15 protein-coding genes are annotated in these 17,612 nt (G+C 38.4%); 5 read left to right on the forward strand and 10 right to left on the reverse strand.

Features of this window, described 5'->3' with window-relative positions:
* The first annotated feature begins 380 nt into the window (after positions 1–380).
* Positions 381–902 (forward strand): GNAT family N-acetyltransferase, encoded by a 522-nt coding sequence (locus tag ACJVDK_RS11525; RefSeq protein WP_443936816.1) that lies wholly within the window; start codon positions 381–383, stop codon positions 900–902.
* Between the two features lie 32 nt (positions 903–934).
* On the opposite strand, the gene ACJVDK_RS11530 is transcribed toward ACJVDK_RS11525, so the two are convergent.
* From ACJVDK_RS11530 to ACJVDK_RS11540, 3 genes are all read right to left on the reverse strand, one after another.
* The gene (locus ACJVDK_RS11530; RefSeq protein WP_443940050.1) at positions 935–1,231 is read right to left on the reverse strand and encodes a GNAT family N-acetyltransferase; all 297 of its coding nucleotides are present in this window, start codon (positions 1,229–1,231) and stop codon (positions 935–937) included.
* A gap of 3 nt (positions 1,232–1,234) precedes the next feature.
* A complete protein-coding gene (locus ACJVDK_RS11535; protein ID WP_443936817.1) occupies positions 1,235–1,441 on the reverse strand; it encodes a hypothetical protein in 207 nt (68 codons plus the stop codon).
* Between the two features lie 719 nt (positions 1,442–2,160).
* On the reverse strand, positions 2,161–2,769 hold the full coding sequence (locus tag ACJVDK_RS11540; RefSeq protein WP_443936818.1) for a GIN domain-containing protein: 609 nt from the start codon (positions 2,767–2,769) through the stop codon (positions 2,161–2,163).
* Positions 2,770–3,421: 652 nt separating this feature from the next.
* On the opposite strand from ACJVDK_RS11540, the gene thrA reads away from it, so the two are divergent.
* The 3 genes from thrA to thrC all read left to right on the forward strand — a co-directional run bounded on the left by thrA (position 3,422) and on the right by thrC (position 8,258).
* Positions 3,422–5,872 (forward strand): bifunctional aspartate kinase/homoserine dehydrogenase I, encoded by a 2,451-nt coding sequence (thrA, locus tag ACJVDK_RS11545; protein WP_443936819.1) that lies wholly within the window; start codon positions 3,422–3,424, stop codon positions 5,870–5,872.
* Positions 5,873–5,884: 12 nt separating this feature from the next.
* Positions 5,885–6,817 (forward strand): homoserine kinase, encoded by a 933-nt coding sequence (locus ACJVDK_RS11550; RefSeq protein WP_443936820.1) that lies wholly within the window; start codon positions 5,885–5,887, stop codon positions 6,815–6,817.
* A gap of 124 nt (positions 6,818–6,941) precedes the next feature.
* The gene (thrC, locus tag ACJVDK_RS11555; RefSeq protein ID WP_443936821.1) at positions 6,942–8,258 is read left to right on the forward strand and encodes a threonine synthase; all 1,317 of its coding nucleotides are present in this window, start codon (positions 6,942–6,944) and stop codon (positions 8,256–8,258) included.
* A gap of 75 nt (positions 8,259–8,333) precedes the next feature.
* Here the strand turns inward: thrC and ACJVDK_RS11560 are convergent, their stop codons facing one another.
* On the reverse strand, positions 8,334–9,131 hold the full coding sequence (locus ACJVDK_RS11560; protein WP_443936822.1) for a hypothetical protein: 798 nt from the start codon (positions 9,129–9,131) through the stop codon (positions 8,334–8,336).
* Positions 9,132–9,557: 426 nt separating this feature from the next.
* On the opposite strand from ACJVDK_RS11560, the gene ACJVDK_RS11565 reads away from it, so the two are divergent.
* Positions 9,558–9,926 carry a hypothetical protein gene (locus tag ACJVDK_RS11565; protein WP_443936823.1) on the forward strand — a complete coding sequence of 123 codons (369 nt, stop codon included), beginning with the start codon at positions 9,558–9,560 and terminating at the stop codon, positions 9,924–9,926.
* A 53-nt stretch (positions 9,927–9,979) separates the two neighbouring features.
* Here ACJVDK_RS11565 and ACJVDK_RS11570 read toward each other — a convergent pair whose 3' ends face one another.
* The 6 genes from ACJVDK_RS11570 to metH all read right to left on the reverse strand — a co-directional run bounded on the left by ACJVDK_RS11570 (position 9,980) and on the right by metH (position 17,534).
* Positions 9,980–10,399: a tail fiber domain-containing protein gene (locus ACJVDK_RS11570; RefSeq protein WP_443936824.1), complete on the reverse strand. Its 420-nt coding sequence runs from the start codon at positions 10,397–10,399 to the stop codon at positions 9,980–9,982.
* A 70-nt stretch (positions 10,400–10,469) separates the two neighbouring features.
* Positions 10,470–10,769: a hypothetical protein gene (locus ACJVDK_RS11575; RefSeq protein WP_443936825.1), complete on the reverse strand. Its 300-nt coding sequence runs from the start codon at positions 10,767–10,769 to the stop codon at positions 10,470–10,472.
* A 152-nt stretch (positions 10,770–10,921) separates the two neighbouring features.
* A complete protein-coding gene (locus tag ACJVDK_RS11580; RefSeq protein WP_443936826.1) occupies positions 10,922–12,307 on the reverse strand; it encodes a pyridoxal phosphate-dependent decarboxylase family protein in 1,386 nt (461 codons plus the stop codon).
* Positions 12,308–12,389: 82 nt separating this feature from the next.
* On the reverse strand, positions 12,390–13,343 hold the full coding sequence (gene metF, locus ACJVDK_RS11585; protein WP_443936827.1) for a methylenetetrahydrofolate reductase [NAD(P)H]: 954 nt from the start codon (positions 13,341–13,343) through the stop codon (positions 12,390–12,392).
* A gap of 96 nt (positions 13,344–13,439) precedes the next feature.
* On the reverse strand, positions 13,440–13,802 hold the full coding sequence (locus ACJVDK_RS11590) for a four helix bundle protein (protein WP_443936828.1): 363 nt from the start codon (positions 13,800–13,802) through the stop codon (positions 13,440–13,442).
* A gap of 48 nt (positions 13,803–13,850) precedes the next feature.
* Positions 13,851–17,534, reverse strand: a complete 3,684-nt coding sequence (gene metH / locus ACJVDK_RS11595) for a methionine synthase (RefSeq protein ID WP_443936829.1) — start codon at positions 17,532–17,534, stop codon at positions 13,851–13,853.
* Positions 17,535–17,612: the final 78 nt, after the last annotated feature.

A 17,612-nucleotide genomic window follows, 5' to 3' on the forward strand; every position in this document is an offset into this window, starting at 1 on the left:
TCAACGTTCATAACCTGAACTCGATTATTAGTTACTATAAAATTTTCGAATGTCTATGAAATTGCCTCTCGAGAATGTACTAAAAAATCATCCCCCTGCCCCCTTCAAAGAGGGAAATAGCCAGTGTCCAAACTGAAAACGTACACTTCCTAGGCGTTTTGTCGGTGTCCCCTTTGAAGGTTGGCAGGGAGATGACAACAACTCCAATGCATATTAATTAGTAAAAATACAATTTCCGAACGCCTACTATTTAGGAAAAAACCTTCTCGAAATAAGGGCATTATCTAACTATATTATACTGAAAATAAACACATTAACCAAGAAAAAAACAGATGAAAAATTGTCGAATTCAGGTTATTAATAAATTCTATCTTTATTGCATGCAAATCGACATCATACACAGCATCCCTACCGATATTGAAACCATCTTCAACTTTTACGACATGGCCATTGCGCATCAAAAAAAGGTGTTCAATAAACACTGGCAGGGCTTTAATCGCGACTTGATCAACCATGAAATCACAGAAAACAGGCAATATAAAATCCTTGTAGACGGATCTGTTGCCTGCATATTCGCGGTTACCTTTGAAGATAAACTGATATGGGGAAATAGAGACGAAGATTCCATTTACATTCATCGCATTGTAACACACCCAAATTTTCGAGGATTTTCCTTTGTAAAAGAGATTATAAAATGGGCGAAAGAATATGCGCAAAAAAACCAGCTAAAATACATCCGCATGGACACCTGGGCCGATAACCAAAAATTATTAGCGTATTATACAAGCTGTGGCTTCGAATACGTTGGCGTAGTAGACATGAATGAAACGCAGGGATTACCCAAACATTACGAAGGAATTAGCCTCAGTTTGTTCGAAATAAAAGTTGAACCCGATCACTAAAAAAAGAAAGTAGCTATCTGTAGGACACACAATTACCGCAACACCACCTTCCAGACCAACATATCATCTACCTCGCCAATATGTATAAAATTATTTTTTTCTAAGATGGAGTACGATGCAACATTATCTTTCGTAGTAGAGGCAAAAACAGCCTTTACCTTTTCTTGCGTTCTGGCCCAATCTAAAATCCGACCAACAGCCTCAGTCATGTATCCTTTGTTTCGATAGGGTTGATAGGTGCCATAACCAATTTCAATCTCACCATTCGGATCCGGCTCTCCAACAAAACAAATATCACCAACTACGGTGCTATCAGGTTTCGAAATAATGGTTCACAAAGTGTGGTATAAATAATCTTTATCCTTATCAATTACATTGGGTAAAATCGTTTGCTCCAAAGCATCTTGTAATTCCGAAGAAATATTCTTTTTAGTAGGCTGCAAGCCAAATTCCGCTTCTAAAGAATGATCATCTTTTATATATTTTAACAACTGATCATGCGTAAGTGGCTTTAAAATGAGACGTTCCGATTCTATCATTTTTCACAAAATTAGACCAACGAATATACAGAATTGACCTTGTTTTGCGCATGCCTAAATCGTGAACTAAATAAAATTAAGTTTATGTTTTTATTAATTCTTGAAAAGAATGATCTTCAAAAAACCAGTAATGCAAGTAAAGTTTTTTTACCACAGAGCAAACAGCGCATTTTACACAAAGAGCATAGTGAGTCGTATTTGTTAATAGCTCAGAAGAAAATTCAAACACTTGCTGTCATCTTCGAGTGCAGCGAAGAATCTCTAAGATGAATGCTGCTTACAGACCTAAGAATTCATTATAAGAGATTTCTTCCCGAATACTTGGAACAGCCCCTGCGTTTAGCAAAGCTAACTGCTCCCTATTTAGAGATGCTTCCTACGTCAGCATGACAGCAAAATTTTTGAGCGATATGCTTTGAAAACAACCGTTCAAAAAGCAGTCAGTAACCGAAGTACGCCCGTCAATCCCGAATACTCTGGATGTACCCCAAGCAGCGGAAGGACCTCAACTATAAAATAATGACTAAAGATGATTGATCATAAGATTATAAGAAGAGTGATGCTAGGCTAAAATTCCGTTTTAAGAGATGTTTCGTTCCTCAACATGACAAGTCAGAATAAAACATTAAGATTTCCCTTTCTAACCCAAATCTAAAAACACAAAAAAAGCGATGAACCGCTTCATCGCTTTTTCCATTACTACATTATTGGGCCGATTCTTATTTTGCTAATTGAGCGATAGCATAATCAATTGCACTAACTTTAGGAGTGCTTTCTTCTGTGTTTTGAGCTGTAAATTCATTCGTGTACAATACCGAGGTAGCGCTATTCGACACAATGTGGTTTTTACTTGTTCCAGTTAATTTCAACGTTGAAAAGTCATCCGAAACAGTATAAATACTTTCTGTATTGCTTTTAATTTCAGCAATTGCTTCTCCCGATAAGAAAATTTGTAAATATTTAGCTTGTAATTTTCCATCCGTTTTAACAACAGCATTGTCGCTTGCCTGAATGCGGTATAAATCACTTACATTAACCACTAACTTTACTGTTTCTTTGCTTGTTGATGAAATCGTTAATAAATCTCCGTATTGCGTAACATAAGCAGTTCCTTTGTTATTTGATGCAAAGCTAACGCCCTCATCTCCCGATTGAACAATTACTAACTCTACGTTTCCTTTTACCGAAATACGTTTAAAATTTTTAGCCGCTGCTACAGTTTCTGAAACTGGTTTTGTGCTAGCCGAAGCTGAACTAACAAATGCGCTAGTACTTAATACTGTTGCTGTTAAAGCGATGGCGATGAATGAGTTGATTGAAGTTTTCATATTATTTCTTATTAAAGTGTTTAATTAAATTGTTGTTGTTTTTGTAATTAAGATGTCATTCGCGTACAAATGTTTCAGCCATATTTTTCGCATTATACCACTGCTTTAAAGCACTCGACGAACGCCAATATATCCTATACAAAAAAGTGTTAGTCGAATCGCAAAATCGACGTAAAACAGCCTCGAACCTAAAAGAATGAACAGAAAATCTTCTTAAAATGTAACTAGTTATAACACAAGACGAAGGGAAAAATGCATGCACATGTACCAATACAACCAAAAAATAAATTCAAAACCGCAAAAACAGTCATTCTAAAAGCCCCTTTTATCCTTACCAAATTAAAAAAATGTGGCTTTTACAGTCAATTAAACGTTTTATTAAAAAATTTTAAATAAATTTTGAAAAACATTTGCATTTTAAAAAAATATTCGACTCCTTTGAAGTGTACAAAATACACCAAGCACAAACATGATTTTAAACACTTCAATTATTACAATTATTACAACCACCGGTATAAACCAGAGGGGCTAATTTTTTGTAAATTGAAAAAAGATAAAGACACAAAAAGCGCCCCGCAAAACGGGGCGCTTTTTTTTTAAACCAAAAACCAACCACAACAGTTCCTAAAGCTGTTTACAAAAAAACGAGAGAATGAAAGTATTAAAATTCGGTGGCACATCCGTAGGTTCGGCCGAGAACATTAAAACGCTACTCAAAATCGTAGCACAAGAAAAAGAAAAAAGCAAGCCGGTTGTTGTATTATCGGCAATGAGCGGAGTAACCAATTTGCTAACAGACATGGCCGAAAAAGCCGAACGTGGTGAAGATTATGACGCCTCTTTAAAAGAAATTGAAGCAAAACATTTTGCGGTTATCCGTACACTTCTACCAGCAGCGGCTCAAAACCCAGTGTTTACACGCTTAAAAATCTTCTTCAACGAGTTGGAAGATTTACTGCAAGCAGTTTCAAACCTAAAAGAACTAAGTCTGCAAACGAAAGACCAAATTCTAAGCTATGGCGAACGCTGCTCAACGTTTATGATTGCGCACATTGCTGCACAGCATTTTGCTGAAGCACAATTTGTAAATGGCTCAGAATTTATCAAAACGGATAGCAATTTTGGCCAAGCACGTGTAAACACCCAACTTACAGAATTATTAATCCAAGAATTTCACCAGGCAAATAAAGATAAAGTATTGTTTGTTACAGGCTTTATCGCCAGCAATGAGGCTAACCGAGTAACCACGTTAGGAAGAGGTGGTTCCGACTATACTGCGGCTGTTTGGGGTGCGGCGTTAAATGCTGCCGAAATCGAAATCTGGACCGATGTAAATGGCATGATGACTGCCGACCCACGTATGGTTAAAAAAGCATTCTCACTTCCGGAGCTAAGCTACACAGAAGCAATGGAATTGAGCTATTTTGGCGCGAAAGTAATTTATCCGCCAACCATGATTCCCGCATTTTTAAAGAAAATCCCTTTGGTAATCAAAAATACCTTTGAACCCGATTTTCATGGTACCTACATCAAAAGCGACGTAAAAGAATCAAATTTACCGATTAAAGGGATTTCATCAATCGACCAAATCAGCATCATTAATTTAACCGGCAGCGGAATGGTTGGAAAAGCCGGTTTTAGCGGCCGCTTATTTTCATTGTTATCGCGCGAGCAAATTAATGTAGTCTTAATTACGCAATCATCGTCAGAACACAGCATTACTTTTGCCGTTAAACCTGCCGATGCAGAACAAGCCATTACCTTTATTAAAAAAGAATTTGAACTGGAGCTCGATGCTAAAAAATTAGAATTGCCGGTTATCGAAAATAACCTAGCTGTTTTAGCCATAGTGGGCGAAAACATGAAGCACACTCCGGGTATCAGCGGTCGCTTATTTTCGGCACTAGGCCGTAATGGTGTTAACGTACGTGCTATTGCACAAGGTTCATCGGAATACAACATTTCGGTAATCCTGAGCAAAAGCGATTTATCAAAAGCAGTAAACGCAGTACACGATGCCTTTTTTACCGATTTAAAGAGAACCCTCAACATCTTTTGCTTAGGTACTGGAAACATTGGCAAAACGCTTTTCAATCAGTTAAAAGAACAAATGCCGTTTCTAGCTGAAAACAACGATTTACAAGTAAAAGTGGCCGGGATAAGCAATACCCGCAAAATGATTTTCAATACCGAAGGCTTGTCGCTAGATAAATGGGAAGACGAATTAAACGCAAGCGGCGAAACAGCCGATTTGGCGGGCTTTGTGGCGAAAATGAAAGCATTGAATCTTCCTAACTGCGTTTTTGTAGATAACACCGCAGCCGAAGCGCCCATTGAATATTATCAAGAGGTGTTCGAAAGCAGTATTTCGATAGTAACCTGCAACAAAAAAGGAAACTCTGCAGACTATGCACAATACAGATCGTTTAAAGATACCGCCCGTAAATTTGGTGTAGATTTCTATTACGAAACCAATGTGGGAGCCGGTTTACCTATCATCCGCACCTTAAAAGAACTCATGATGAGCGGCGATAAAGTTGCCCGTATTGAGGCCATTCTTTCGGGAACCATCTCGTACATCTTTAACAACTTCAAAGGTGATAAGGGATTTTACGAAACAGTGAAAGAAGCACAAGACTTAGGCTATACGGAACCCGACCCGCGCGACGACTTAAATGGTAAAGATTTTATGCGTAAAATGTTGATTCTTGCACGCGATGCCGGATATCCATTAGAAGTAAACGATGTCAAAATTGATAATATTTTACCTGATGCGTGTTTACAAGCCGCTTCGGTAGACGATTTTTACCAAGAACTACAAGCCAATGCTGCGTATTTCGAAGCCCTAAAAAACAAGGCCGAAAGCGAAGGAAAAGTGCTACGTTATATCGGAAAAATGGAAGATGGAAACGTAGAAATCAGCCTTCAAATGGTAGATGATTCACATCCTTTCTTTATGTTATCCGGAAGTGACAATATCATTTCTTTTACCACCGATCGTTATAAATCGCGTCCACTGGTGGTTAAAGGCCCTGGAGCCGGTGCAGAAGTAACCGCTGCTGGTGTATTTGCCGATATCATTAACGTAGGAACCTTAAGCTAATTGCAAAAAATCATGAATCAAAGTATAAAAGTTTTCGCTCCGGCTACCGTAGCCAATGTAGTATGTGGATTCGATGTTTTAGGTTTTGCCGTAAACGAACCCGGAGATGAAGTAGAAATGCGCTTAACTGACACCCCGGGTGTAGTCATCAAAAAAATTACTGGCGATGATGGTAAATTGCCGCTCGATGCCACAAAAAATACCGTGAGTGCCAGCGTACAACATTACCTGCAACACGTAGACCGTTTAGATGTTGGCGTAGAAATAGAACTCCATAAAAAAATGCCTATCGGAAGTGGTTTAGGCTCAAGCTCAGCCAGTACCGTTGCTGGTTTATTTGCCATTAATAAACTCATGGGCGATTTATTAACCCCACAACAATTGGTTCCTTTTGCCATGAAAGGCGAAGAACTGGCCTGTGGATATGGCCATGCAGATAACGTTGCCCCTGCTATTTTGGGTGGTTTTGTATTGGTGAGAAGCTACGATCCATTGGATGTTATTTCATTGCCTACCCCTGCCGGGATGTATGCAGCTATAGTATACCCCGAAGTAGATGTCCCCACAAAAGATGCACGCCAAATGATTCGCAGTAAGGTTCTTTTAAAAGATGCCGTTACCCAATGGGGCAATGTAGCCGGCTTAGTAAGTGGATTGTTCATGAACGATTTTGATTTAATTGGGCGGAGCATGAAAGATGTGTTGGTAGAACCTACACGTTCTATTTTAATCCCTGGATTTGAAGATTTAAGAACCCTCGCCATGGAAAACGGCGCCATTGGTTTTGGAATTTCAGGCTCAGGCCCTTCAGTTTTTGCTTTAACAAAAGATGAAGAAACCGCAAAACGCATTACCAAAGCGCAACAATTGCATTTGCACAAACTCAACATTAACAGCAAATCGTTCGTGTCGTCTGTAAATGCAGAAGGACCGAAAGTGCTGTAACGTGATAGGTTGTGAATAGTGAGTAGGGAATAATGTAATTGAAGACCCCGACCACCTTAAACCTTAAACCTTAAAACCCTACTACCTTAAACCTTAAAACCCGACCACCCTAAACCTCAAAAAAATGAATTTATATTCAACCAATACAAAATCACTGCGCGTTTCTTTTAAAGAAGCCGTTTTTAATAGCATGCCACAAGATAAAGGCTTGTACATGCCGGTAGAAATACCCCAACTGGATCCCGATTTTATTCAAAACATTGAAAGCTACAGCCTAGCTGAAATTGCCTATACCGTTGCTTCGGCTTTATTGAAAGATGAAATCCCTGCGGATGATTTAAAAGCCCTAGTAAATGATGCCATCAATTTTGATGCTCCTGCCGTAAAACTCGATGATAAAACTTTTGTGCTCGAGCTTTTCCACGGACCATCGTTAGCTTTTAAAGATTTCGGCGCACGCTTTATGAGCCGAGTAATGGCTTATTTCCTAAAAGATGGCGAACAACTGCTTGATGTACTGGTAGCCACCTCAGGCGATACCGGCGGTGCTGTAGCCCTTGGCTTTCTAGGCGTACCGAATACACGCGTAACCATTTTATATCCGGAAGGAATGGTAAGCCCTATTCAAGAGTTGCAATTAACCACCAACGGGCAAAATATTCGCGCCATTGAAGTAAAGGGAACTTTCGACGATTGCCAAGCCTTGGTTAAACAAGCTTTTGCCGATGCCGATTTGAACGAAAAATTCCGCTTAACTTCGGCCAATTCAATCAACATTTCTAGATTAATCCCGCAAACATTCTATTATTTTAACACGTATGCCCAGCTAAAAAAACAAGGTCTGAAAGACCTAATTTTCTCGGTTCCGAGTGGGAATTTTGGAAACATTGGCGCAGGTTTATTGGCTTATAAATTAGGTCTACCCGTTAAGAAATTCATCGCCGCAACCAATGTAAACGATACCGTTCCGCGTTTCCTTGAAACCGGCGTTTACGAAACAAAACCTTCGGTACAAACCTACGCCAATGCAATGGATGTGGGCGCACCAAGCAACTGGGTACGCATTATGGATTTATTTAATCAGGATGTAGAAGCCCTTAAGAAAGTGGTTGAATCATACAAATTTACCGATGAGGAAACCCTAGCGGGGATTAAAGAAATCGACAAAAAGTTTCACTACGTAGCCTGTCCGCACACGGCCATTGCCTACTTAGCAATTAAGAAATTTCGTGAAGAAAACCCAGCGGATAAAAGTGCAGCTGTTTTCTTATCAACCGCACATGCATGTAAATTCCCGGATATTTTCCCGAGCGACATTGCTGCCAAAATTGAAATTCCAGAACAAGTAAAAAGCCTAGAAAGTAGACCAAAACAGGCCGATAAACTGGGTATTGATTTTGAAGGATTTAAAGCTTATTTGCATTCACAAAGCAACAAATAAAGGAAATGAAAAAGGGTATCCTAAATGTTTTGGATACCCTTAAATTATTTTGTCAAAATGACTAATGCTTCTTTCCTATTTTAGGCCCTCATTTTTATCCCTTTTAAATCTTTCAAATAAAGCTAAAATCTTATCTTCATTATTAACTTTAATTTCTTCAATCTTGAAATGGAAAGCACGTTTCGGCATACCGTTCGGCATATCAACTGTTTTAGGTTTTGCATTATAGAAAAAATATACCTCAACCAATTTCATCTTTCTCAAACTATCTAGTTCTTTCGACAGAGAGAAATCAATTTTATTAAATTTTGCATCAAATAAAAGAGAAGTAGTATCCGGGTAATTTCCACCTCGTTTTAATTTATCAAAATAGATTTCCTTTCTTAAATGATTGGTATTTTCGACCTTTATCAATTCATCACCATTAGTTATAAATTTCATATTTTTATAAGCATTTTCTACCAAGAAAGAATCAACATTAAATGCCCGCTTAGTATTTGGCTTATTTCGATTGTTTGGCCTATTTTGATTATACTCATAGCCTTCCACTGCATTTTTATAGCATAGATAATCAACATATTTAACAACAGTTGAATCAATCGTAGCTGGATCATCGGAAAAAATCATCACATCATCTTTTATTGCATTATTGTTGTGATAGGTTACCCTATATGGCTTTCTAAATAATAAGATACTATCTAAACTATAAACCAACAGGCTGTCAGACCAGAGGACTAATTTTCCTTCTTTTAAATTAGGACTAAGCGGTAAATCACTTGTTAATTTTATGGCTACTATAGCCGATTTTTTCTTTGCTATAGGTTGATACGAAAAAAATAACGATAAAATTATTGAGTAAAAAAAAGTATGCATAGTTAAAAAATTAAAGCAATAAAATTTGAATTATCTAAATAGCTAATTATCCCAGTAATTACTTACATGCCAAAGTGGACTTCTCTTTTGAAAAGCCTTATGTGTAATAACAGGCACATCTTTTACGACAATCTTTGTTGTATGGTTTACAAGATTGACAGAACATTAATAGCAAAGGAACAAAATGGCTTTCGCCAATGCATGGGAGAGTATTTTTTTCATGTTAATTTAAATGTTGGCAAAGAAAAGAAAATTTTCCCTTTTTAGTGAATAATTTTTGTCCACATAACGGACAACAAAATGTAACAGACAAAAAATCTGTTAATTCTAGAATTAGTTGAAACCATACAATTAAATATAAATGCTAACCACAAACATCTGATTATGCTCTAAATTGTGGGTGCACCGAGCAATTGGATGTGTATTATGGACTTGTTTAATCAAGATTTGGAAGCCCTTAAGAAAGTGGTTAGTTCTTACAAATTTACCGACGAAGGGACCCTAGCAGGGATTAAAGAAATAGATGCGAAATTTGACTATGTGGCCTGTCCGCATACGGCCATTACCAATTTAGCGATTAAGAAATTTCGTGAAGAAAACCCAGAGGATAAAAGTGCAGCTGTTTTTCTATCGACCGCGCATGCATGCAAATTCCCAGATATTTTTCCGAGCGACATTGCTGCTAAAATTGAAATTCCAGAACAAGTAAAAAGCCTAGAAAGTAGACCTAAGCGTGCGGATGAATTGGGTATCGATTTTGATGGCTTTAAAGCCTATTTGCTAAAAAAAGCATAAAATTTTAGACTGCTCTCCTTCAAACAAGTTGAGCAGTCTAAATTCAATTATAGCTATCGAGAGTTTTTACTTTTCAAACTATCCAGTTCTCTTTTTAAACTTTCAATTTGTTGTTGTTGTTCCTGAATACTGGCTACTAACAACGGGATTAAACTTTCATTATCCACTTTATCAACAGTTGCCGTATTGTATGAATTTTTTCCTGCCGGATAACTAATTGCTTTTTGAGAAACCAAATTTGGCAATACCTTTTTTAGCTCCGCTGAATTGAAACCATATTGTTCAGCCGTTGGTAATTTCGCTTTGGCGGCTAAATTACCTTCATAATTATACGAAATAGGCTCCAATTTAGTTACTACAGAAATTGAATTGGTTAAGGGTTTAACATTTTTTGGCTCAACAGTTTGCGCCATCGTTTGTGCTGCCGCGAATAGAATACCCATCGCAAACAGGCTTGAAATTGCTCGTTTCATATTAAAAAAATTGATTAAATTTTACATCCCCTCAGAAATTAAGGGTTTAATTAACATACTAAAGAAAAACTTACACCAATGGAGGCGGTGTTAATACATCTGGGAAGTGCGATTTCTCAAAAGAAAAATCTGCCACGTAAATTTTAGTGGTTAATTGAACAAAAAGGGATATGTTATTTTCTGGTAAAAGCATTTCGAAAAAATACTCAGGAGCATTTTTCTTCTCCTGTTTTTCTGCTTCTTCCTGTGATTGGCAACATTCAACACGACACGATGATTTCGAAAAAAAAGTATCCAACCCACTGCTTTTAACAAGCAATACGAATGCAAAGCACAGCGTTATCAGATATTTTAAATTCGTTAATTTCATTTTTACAAAGATAATATTTATTTATTAACAGGGCAAAAATGCAGTCATCGCCCTGTCAAAGAATCACTTAATTTCCTGCTCTAAACTGAGAAGGAGTTTTATTCATGATCTCCCTAACTTTACAATAGTTACCTTATCTTAAAAAAACAAAGTTAAGCAAGCAACTTCTTCATCTCGGTAATGACCAACTGTACATCATCAGAGGTAGTTCTCCAATTCACAAAAGAAGCCCGAATTCCCTTTTTACCATTGTAAAAACTCGGCGTCATAAATACTTTTCCTGTATCGTTTAATTTCAATAAAAAGTCCGTTACCTGCTCCACCTTCACCAATGAAAAACAAACGTTGTTTAATCGGGTTGGTGCTAACAATTCAAAATTTGGGTCATTTAAAATAAAATCGGAAAGTTCTTGGGCTAAAGCAACATTTCGTTCAACCAATTCACAGTACCCCTCTTTTCCATACGCGTTCAATGAAAACCAAGCAGGTAAAGCTTTTAATCTTCTTGAATTTTCGGGCAACAGATTTAAGAAGCTAAAATTATCAGCCAAATTGCCTAGGTAGGGAGCATTTGAATTTTGAAAGGTTTCAACTTGCAAGCTTTGGTGTTTTTCTTTCACAAAAAAAACGGCACTTTCATATGGAACATTCAACCATTTATGGCAATCAACCGTTATGCTATCGGCCTGTTCCCAGCCCTCAACCAAGTGTTTATATCTAGGCGAACACGCCGCAAAACCACCAAAAGCAGCATCAATATGCCACCAAAAAGTGTATTTTTTTCTTAATGCCTGAATGGCGATAAAATCATCATAATCAACCGTATTCACCGTTCCAGCACTCGATATCAAAATAAAAGGTTGACCCGCTAGCGATTTAATTTTAGCTTCTAACTCAGTCGTATCAATGGCTTCTCTATTTCCATCTTTTACGGCTACCTGAATAACATTATTACTTCCTATACCGAGCATGGCTAATGATTTAACGGAAGATGAATGTGGCGTTGCAGATAAAACAGGAATTACGCCTGAAAGGCCTTCGCGAGCGAAATCTTTCCCCTGTTGATGCCCAATCCATTGACGTGCAATAGCCAGACATGAAAAATTTGAGAGCGTAGCACCGGTTACAAATCCTCCCGAAAAATCATTCGGTAAATTTAAAAGCGACCGCAATAGATACAATGTTTCTAACTCAATTTGCGCAGAAACATCGCCATGTCCTTTTATGCCTTGTGTATTTTGATCATAAATGGCTGCTAACCAATCGCCAGCAATGGCCGCAGGCGTTGTTCCTCCAGTTACGAAGCCCCAAAAACGAGGCCCTGATGAAGCAACCATTACGTCCTCAAAACGTTGGTTAAACTGCTCAAATGCCGCTACTGCACCAATACCCTCATTGCTAAGTGTATCGTTTAAAGCAATTACATTTTGACTAGAAGTTGGTCGTTGAGAAAGCGAATCGAGGTAATTCAATCCGTGTTTTTTTATTAAATCAAGGATTTCGGGAAGGATTTGTTGGTCGTTTTTTAAGTGGCTCATAGTAGTAGATTGACTTGGAAATCATTAAACCAGCAATTGAAACCTATAAGGTTTTAAAAACCTTATAGGTTAATGGGTAAACTTAAAAAATTGCTCTTGCAATTTGTTTGGTTTGCTCTGGGCGCCCCATGGTATAAAAATGCAATACGGGCACGCCAAAGTCCATCAATTCTTTACACTGCTTAATCATAGCAGCGGTGCCAATTTCCTTTGCTTCGGCATTGTTTTTTGCATGCGATAACGCATCTGTTAATTCTTCAGGTAAATCGATGTGAAAAATCTTTGGCAATACATTTAGCTGGGTTAATGTGCTAATTGGCTTTAATCCAGGAATAATAGGCACGTGAATATCGTTCTCGCGGCATTTTTTTACAAAATCGAAATACTTCTGATTATCAAAAAACATCTGGGTAACAATAAATTCGGCACCCATATCCACTTTCTTCTTTAAATATTTGAAATCGGTATTTAAGTTCGGTGCCTCAAAATGCTTTTCAGGATAACCGGCCACTCCAATACAAAAATCGCTTTTGAATGTATCGATATCTTCGTGTAGAAACTTCCCTTCGTTGTGATTCTTGATGTGTTGAATCAAATCAGTTGCATAGGTGTGTCCACCCTTGGTTGGAACAAAAGAAGAATCGGCAGCACGCGCATCCCCCCGCAAAGCCAATACATTATCAATGCCTAAAAATTGTAAATCAATTAAGGCATTTTCAGTTTCTTCTTTGGTAAAACCACCACAAATTAAATGCGGTACGGCATCAATTTTATATTTATGAATAATTGCCGCACAAATAGCAATGGTTCCGGGACGTTTTCTGTACGATACTTTTTGCAACAAACCGTTTGCTTGTTCCTTGTAAATATAATCTTCCCTTAATGAGGTTACATCAATAAACGGAGGATTAAACTCTAATAAAGGATCAATAGCATCGTAAATCCATTGAATACTTTGACCTTTAATGGGTGGCAAAAGTTCGAACGAAAATAAGGGTTTACCCTTCGCATTTTTGATGTGTTCTGTTATTTTCATGGGTTGGTTGGTTCGTTAGTTGGTTCGTTAGTTGGTTTTTTGGCCTAAATAGCCTATAAATTGCACCGAATCACCTCCAAAAATTAATCTCTTTTTTTATTCTTTATTTAAATATCTTCTATATCCGTTAATCAGCTTCCCTACAACTTCAATTTGGGAAATACTTTCTTTCAATTGAATTTCTGAAATATAACCAATATCAAATGAAATGTATATCTGCGTTTCTAGTTCATATAAGGAGCCCCTAGCAATAGCCAAAAATTGAACTGCCTCTTTTACATGTTGTCGTCCCAAGCCTTCTGCTATATTGGATGGTACAGAAACCGCACATCGCCTAATTTGGGCGGTTAAGCCATATATTTCTTCGTTTGGGAATGTAGCACTCAGCTTATAAATATAGGATGCAAATACTCTTGCCTCTTTCCAAACCTCCAGCTCCGTATATTTTTGATATGCCATTTAACTATTTTTTTCTCTAAACAACCAATCAACTAACCACCCAAAAACCTAATAAGCCAAATTCGGGCTCAACCAACGTTCTACTTCTTCGATAGACATGTTTTTACGAGCCGCATAATCTTCTATCTGATCTTTTGTGATTTTACCAAGACCAAAATATTTCGATTGTGGATGGGCAAAATAAAATCCACTTACAGCAGCTGTTGGATACATGGCATAACTTTCGGTTAGGCGTAATCCTATTTTATTTTCTGCATCTAATAATTGAAACAAGGTGCCTTTTTCGGTGTGTTCCGGACAGGCAGGATAACCTGGTGCAGGACGAATACCCGCATAGGCTTCTTTAATCAATTCCTGATTGCTAAAATTCTCTTCTTTTGAATAGGCCCAAAATTCTTTACGTACACGCTCGTGCATGCGTTCGGCAAAAGCTTCCGCTAAACGATCGGCTAATGCTTTGGCCATGATGCTGTTGTAATCATCAAAATTAGCTTCAAATTCGGCCACTAATTCATCAACGCCGTGTCCGGTAGTTACGGCAAATCCACCAAAATAATCCTGAATACCACTTTCCTTTGGTGCAATGAAATCTGATAAAGCGTAATACGGTTGGCCGTCTACCTTTTCTGCCTGTTGGCGCAAGGTATGAATCTTTACATCCGCTGGTAATCCAGCTTCGTTAGCCAATCCGTTTAGATTTAGTTCAATATCGTCAGCAACAGCATTCGCCGGCCAAAAACCAACAACTCCTTTGGCTGTAAACAGTTTCTCATCCAGAATACGTTTTAGCAATACCTGGCCATCCTCGAAAAGTTTTTTTGCTTCATCGCCAACAATTTTATCTTCAAAGATTTTCGGATAGCTTCCGCGAAGTTCCCAGGTATGGAAAAACGGCGTCCAATCGATATACGGAATTAACTCTTCTAATGCGTAATCCTCAAACACTTTAGTCCCTAAAAAGGTAGGTACAGGCAGATTTTCTTCAAAATCGATTTTATATTTATTTGCGCGTGCTTCCTCAAGTGTTTTAAAACGTTTATCAGAACGTTTGTTTAAATGCGCTTCGCGTGCTTTAGTATATTCTTCTTTTATTTGGCTGATGTACGTATCGCGCGTTTCATTGTTCATCAGGGTACTACAAACCGTTACACTTCTAGAAGCATCTAATACGTGAATAGCCGCACCTGAATAATTGGGGGCAATTTTTACCGCAGCATGTATTCTCGAAGTTGTTGCACCACCCACAATTAAGGGAATGGTAAATCCTTCACGCTCCATTTCTTTCGCGAAATGTACCATCTCATCTAGTGAGGGCGTGATTAAGCCGCTTAAACCAATAATATCGGCATTAATTTCTTTGGCTTTTTTAATAATTTCTTGTGCTGGAACCATTACGCCCATATCAACCACTTCAAAGTTGTTACACGCTAACACAACACCCACAATGTTTTTACCAATGTCGTGTACATCGCCTTTTACGGTAGCTAATAAAATCTTACCGGCCGAAGAACTTTGATTTTGATCTGGGTTATCTAACTTTTCTTGCTCAATGAAAGGCAATAAATAAGCCACAGCCTTTTTCATTACCCTAGCCGATTTCACTACCTGAGGAAGAAACATTTTACCTGCGCCAAATAAATCACCCACGATATTCATTCCATCCATTAATGGGCCTTCAATCACCTCAATTGGACGTGCATATTTCTGACGCGCTTCTTCCACATCGTCATCCAAATACTCCACTAAACCTTTTACGAGCGAATGCGATAAACGTTCCTCAACAGAGCCTTTACGCCACTCTTCATCCTTTACAATTTCTTTGCCTTTCGATTTAACTGTTTCGGCAAACTCTACCAATCGCTCAGTAGCATCCTCTCTTCTGTTTAAAAGAACATCTTCCACGCGCTCTAATAATTCAGGGGGAATTTCCTGATACACTTCCAGCATACCAGCATTTACAATCCCCATATCCAAGCCAGCCTGGATGGCATGGTATAAAAATGCAGAATGCATCGCTTCACGAACGGTATTATTTCCTCTAAACGAGAATGAAATATTAGAAACCCCTCCACTTACTTTCGCATGGGGTAAATTTTCTTTAATCCAACGGGTAGCATTTATAAAATCGACGGCATAGTTGTTATGCTCTTCTAATCCCGTTGCTACGGTTAAAATATTTGGATCAAAAATGATGTCTTCTGCAGGAAAACCTACTTGATCAACCAAAATATCGTAACTTCTTTTACATATTTCGATACGACGCTCATAGTTATCGGCCTGACCATTTTCGTCAAAAGCCATTACCACTACCGCCGCTCCATAGGCCATAATTTTGGTGGCACTTTCGATAAATTTCTCTTCACCTTCTTTTAGCGAGATGGAATTTACAATACCTTTCCCTTGCAAGCATTTCAACCCACACTCGATTACACTCCATTTCGATGAATCGACCATGATCGGCAATTTTGCGATATCAGGCTCTGAAGCAATTAAATTTAAAAATTTAGTCATTGCCGCTTCCGAATCGAGCATCCCTTCATCCATGTTTACATCAATGATTTGCGCTCCACCTTCAACCTGCTGGCGTGCTACTGCCAATGCCGTTTCATAATCGCCGCTTAAAATTAACTTCGAGAATTTTGGAGATCCAGTAATATTGGTTCGTTCACCAACATTTACGAAAATGCTTTCGGGTGTAATGGTTACAGGTTCTAAACCACTTAAACGCATGTATGGCGCCAAAGTAGGTATTTTACGCGGTGTACCTTTACTTGCTTTTTTCGCGATACAGCCAATATGATCAGGTGTAGTGCCGCAGCATCCACCTACAATGTTAACAAAGCCTGAGTGAATAAAATCGTCTACTAAATGAGCCGTTTCATGAGGCTGCTCATCGTACGCACCAAATTCATTCGGTAAACCTGCATTCGGATAAGCAGAAACATAGCAGCCCGCTTTCTCTGCTAACTCTTCAATGTGCGGACGCATATCTTTCGCCCCCAAAGCGCAGTTAAAACCAATACTTAACGGTTTTGCATGAATTACCGAATTTAAAAAGGCTTCTGCTGTTTGACCAGATAAGGTTCTCCCTGAGGCATCGGTAATGGTTCCGGAAATCATGATTTCCATTTTCTTACCCGTTACCTCATCGTATTTTTTGATGGCAAAAATTGCCGCTTTTGCATTTAAAGTATCGAAAATTGTTTCGATTAAAAGTATATCCGATCCACCATCAACCAAGCCGCGCACTTGCTCATAATAGGCTTCTACCAGCTCATCGAACGTAATGGCACGGTATCCCGGATCATTCACATTAGGTGATAAAGATAACGTACGATTGGTTGGTCCAATGGCGCCTGCTACGAAACACACGCGCTCCGGATTTGCCGCCATAAATTCAGTAGTCGCTTCTTTTGCAATACGCGCGCCTTCAAAACTCAACTCATAGCTCAAGTCTTCCATTTGGTAATCGGCCATGGAAATACGCTGCGTACTAAAAGTATTGGTTTCGATGATATCGGCCCCTGATTGAAGGTACTCTAAATGGATGGCTTTGATAATATCCGGACGGGTAATGTTCAATAAATCGTTATTGCCTTTAACCTCGCAAGGGTGATTCTTAAACCGCTCCCCTCTAAAATCTTCTTCCTCTAAAGTATAGCGTTGAATCATGGTACCCATTGCACCATCAATTACCAAAATACGTTTTTCTAATTCTTCTCTAATGCTCATTGTTTGTTACTAGTAGATACAAGCTTACCCAAAACACCACAGTGCTTTACATACATCTCACATCTTAAAAATTGGCTT

It is taken from the genome of Pedobacter paludisoli (genome assembly GCF_052344095.1).
In the GTDB taxonomy this organism is placed as follows: Bacteria; Bacteroidota; Bacteroidia; order Sphingobacteriales; family Sphingobacteriaceae; genus Pedobacter.

Excerpts from the sequence above, each read along its gene's own strand:
- ACJVDK_RS11525 (WP_443936816.1), top strand. The coding sequence starts at position 381 with ATGCAAATCGACATCATACACAGCATCCCTACCGATATTGAAACCATC.
- ACJVDK_RS11535 (WP_443936817.1), bottom strand. The coding sequence starts at position 1,441 with ATGATAGAATCGGAACGTCTCATTTTAAAGCCACTTACGCATGATCAG.
- ACJVDK_RS11540 (WP_443936818.1), bottom strand. The coding sequence starts at position 2,769 with ATGAAAACTTCAATCAACTCATTCATCGCCATCGCTTTAACAGCAACA.
- thrA (WP_443936819.1), top strand. The coding sequence starts at position 3,422 with ATGAAAGTATTAAAATTCGGTGGCACATCCGTAGGTTCGGCCGAGAAC.
- ACJVDK_RS11550 (WP_443936820.1), top strand. The coding sequence starts at position 5,885 with ATGAATCAAAGTATAAAAGTTTTCGCTCCGGCTACCGTAGCCAATGTA.
- thrC (WP_443936821.1), top strand. The coding sequence starts at position 6,942 with ATGAATTTATATTCAACCAATACAAAATCACTGCGCGTTTCTTTTAAA.
- ACJVDK_RS11560 (WP_443936822.1), bottom strand. The coding sequence starts at position 9,131 with ATGCATACTTTTTTTTACTCAATAATTTTATCGTTATTTTTTTCGTAT.
- ACJVDK_RS11565 (WP_443936823.1), top strand. The coding sequence starts at position 9,558 with ATGGACTTGTTTAATCAAGATTTGGAAGCCCTTAAGAAAGTGGTTAGT.
- ACJVDK_RS11570 (WP_443936824.1), bottom strand. The coding sequence starts at position 10,399 with ATGAAACGAGCAATTTCAAGCCTGTTTGCGATGGGTATTCTATTCGCG.
- ACJVDK_RS11575 (WP_443936825.1), bottom strand. The coding sequence starts at position 10,769 with ATGAAATTAACGAATTTAAAATATCTGATAACGCTGTGCTTTGCATTC.
- ACJVDK_RS11580 (WP_443936826.1), bottom strand. The coding sequence starts at position 12,307 with ATGAGCCACTTAAAAAACGACCAACAAATCCTTCCCGAAATCCTTGAT.
- metF (WP_443936827.1), bottom strand. The coding sequence starts at position 13,343 with ATGAAAATAACAGAACACATCAAAAATGCGAAGGGTAAACCCTTATTT.
- ACJVDK_RS11590 (WP_443936828.1), bottom strand. The coding sequence starts at position 13,802 with ATGGCATATCAAAAATATACGGAGCTGGAGGTTTGGAAAGAGGCAAGA.
- metH (WP_443936829.1), bottom strand. The coding sequence starts at position 17,534 with ATGAGCATTAGAGAAGAATTAGAAAAACGTATTTTGGTAATTGATGGT.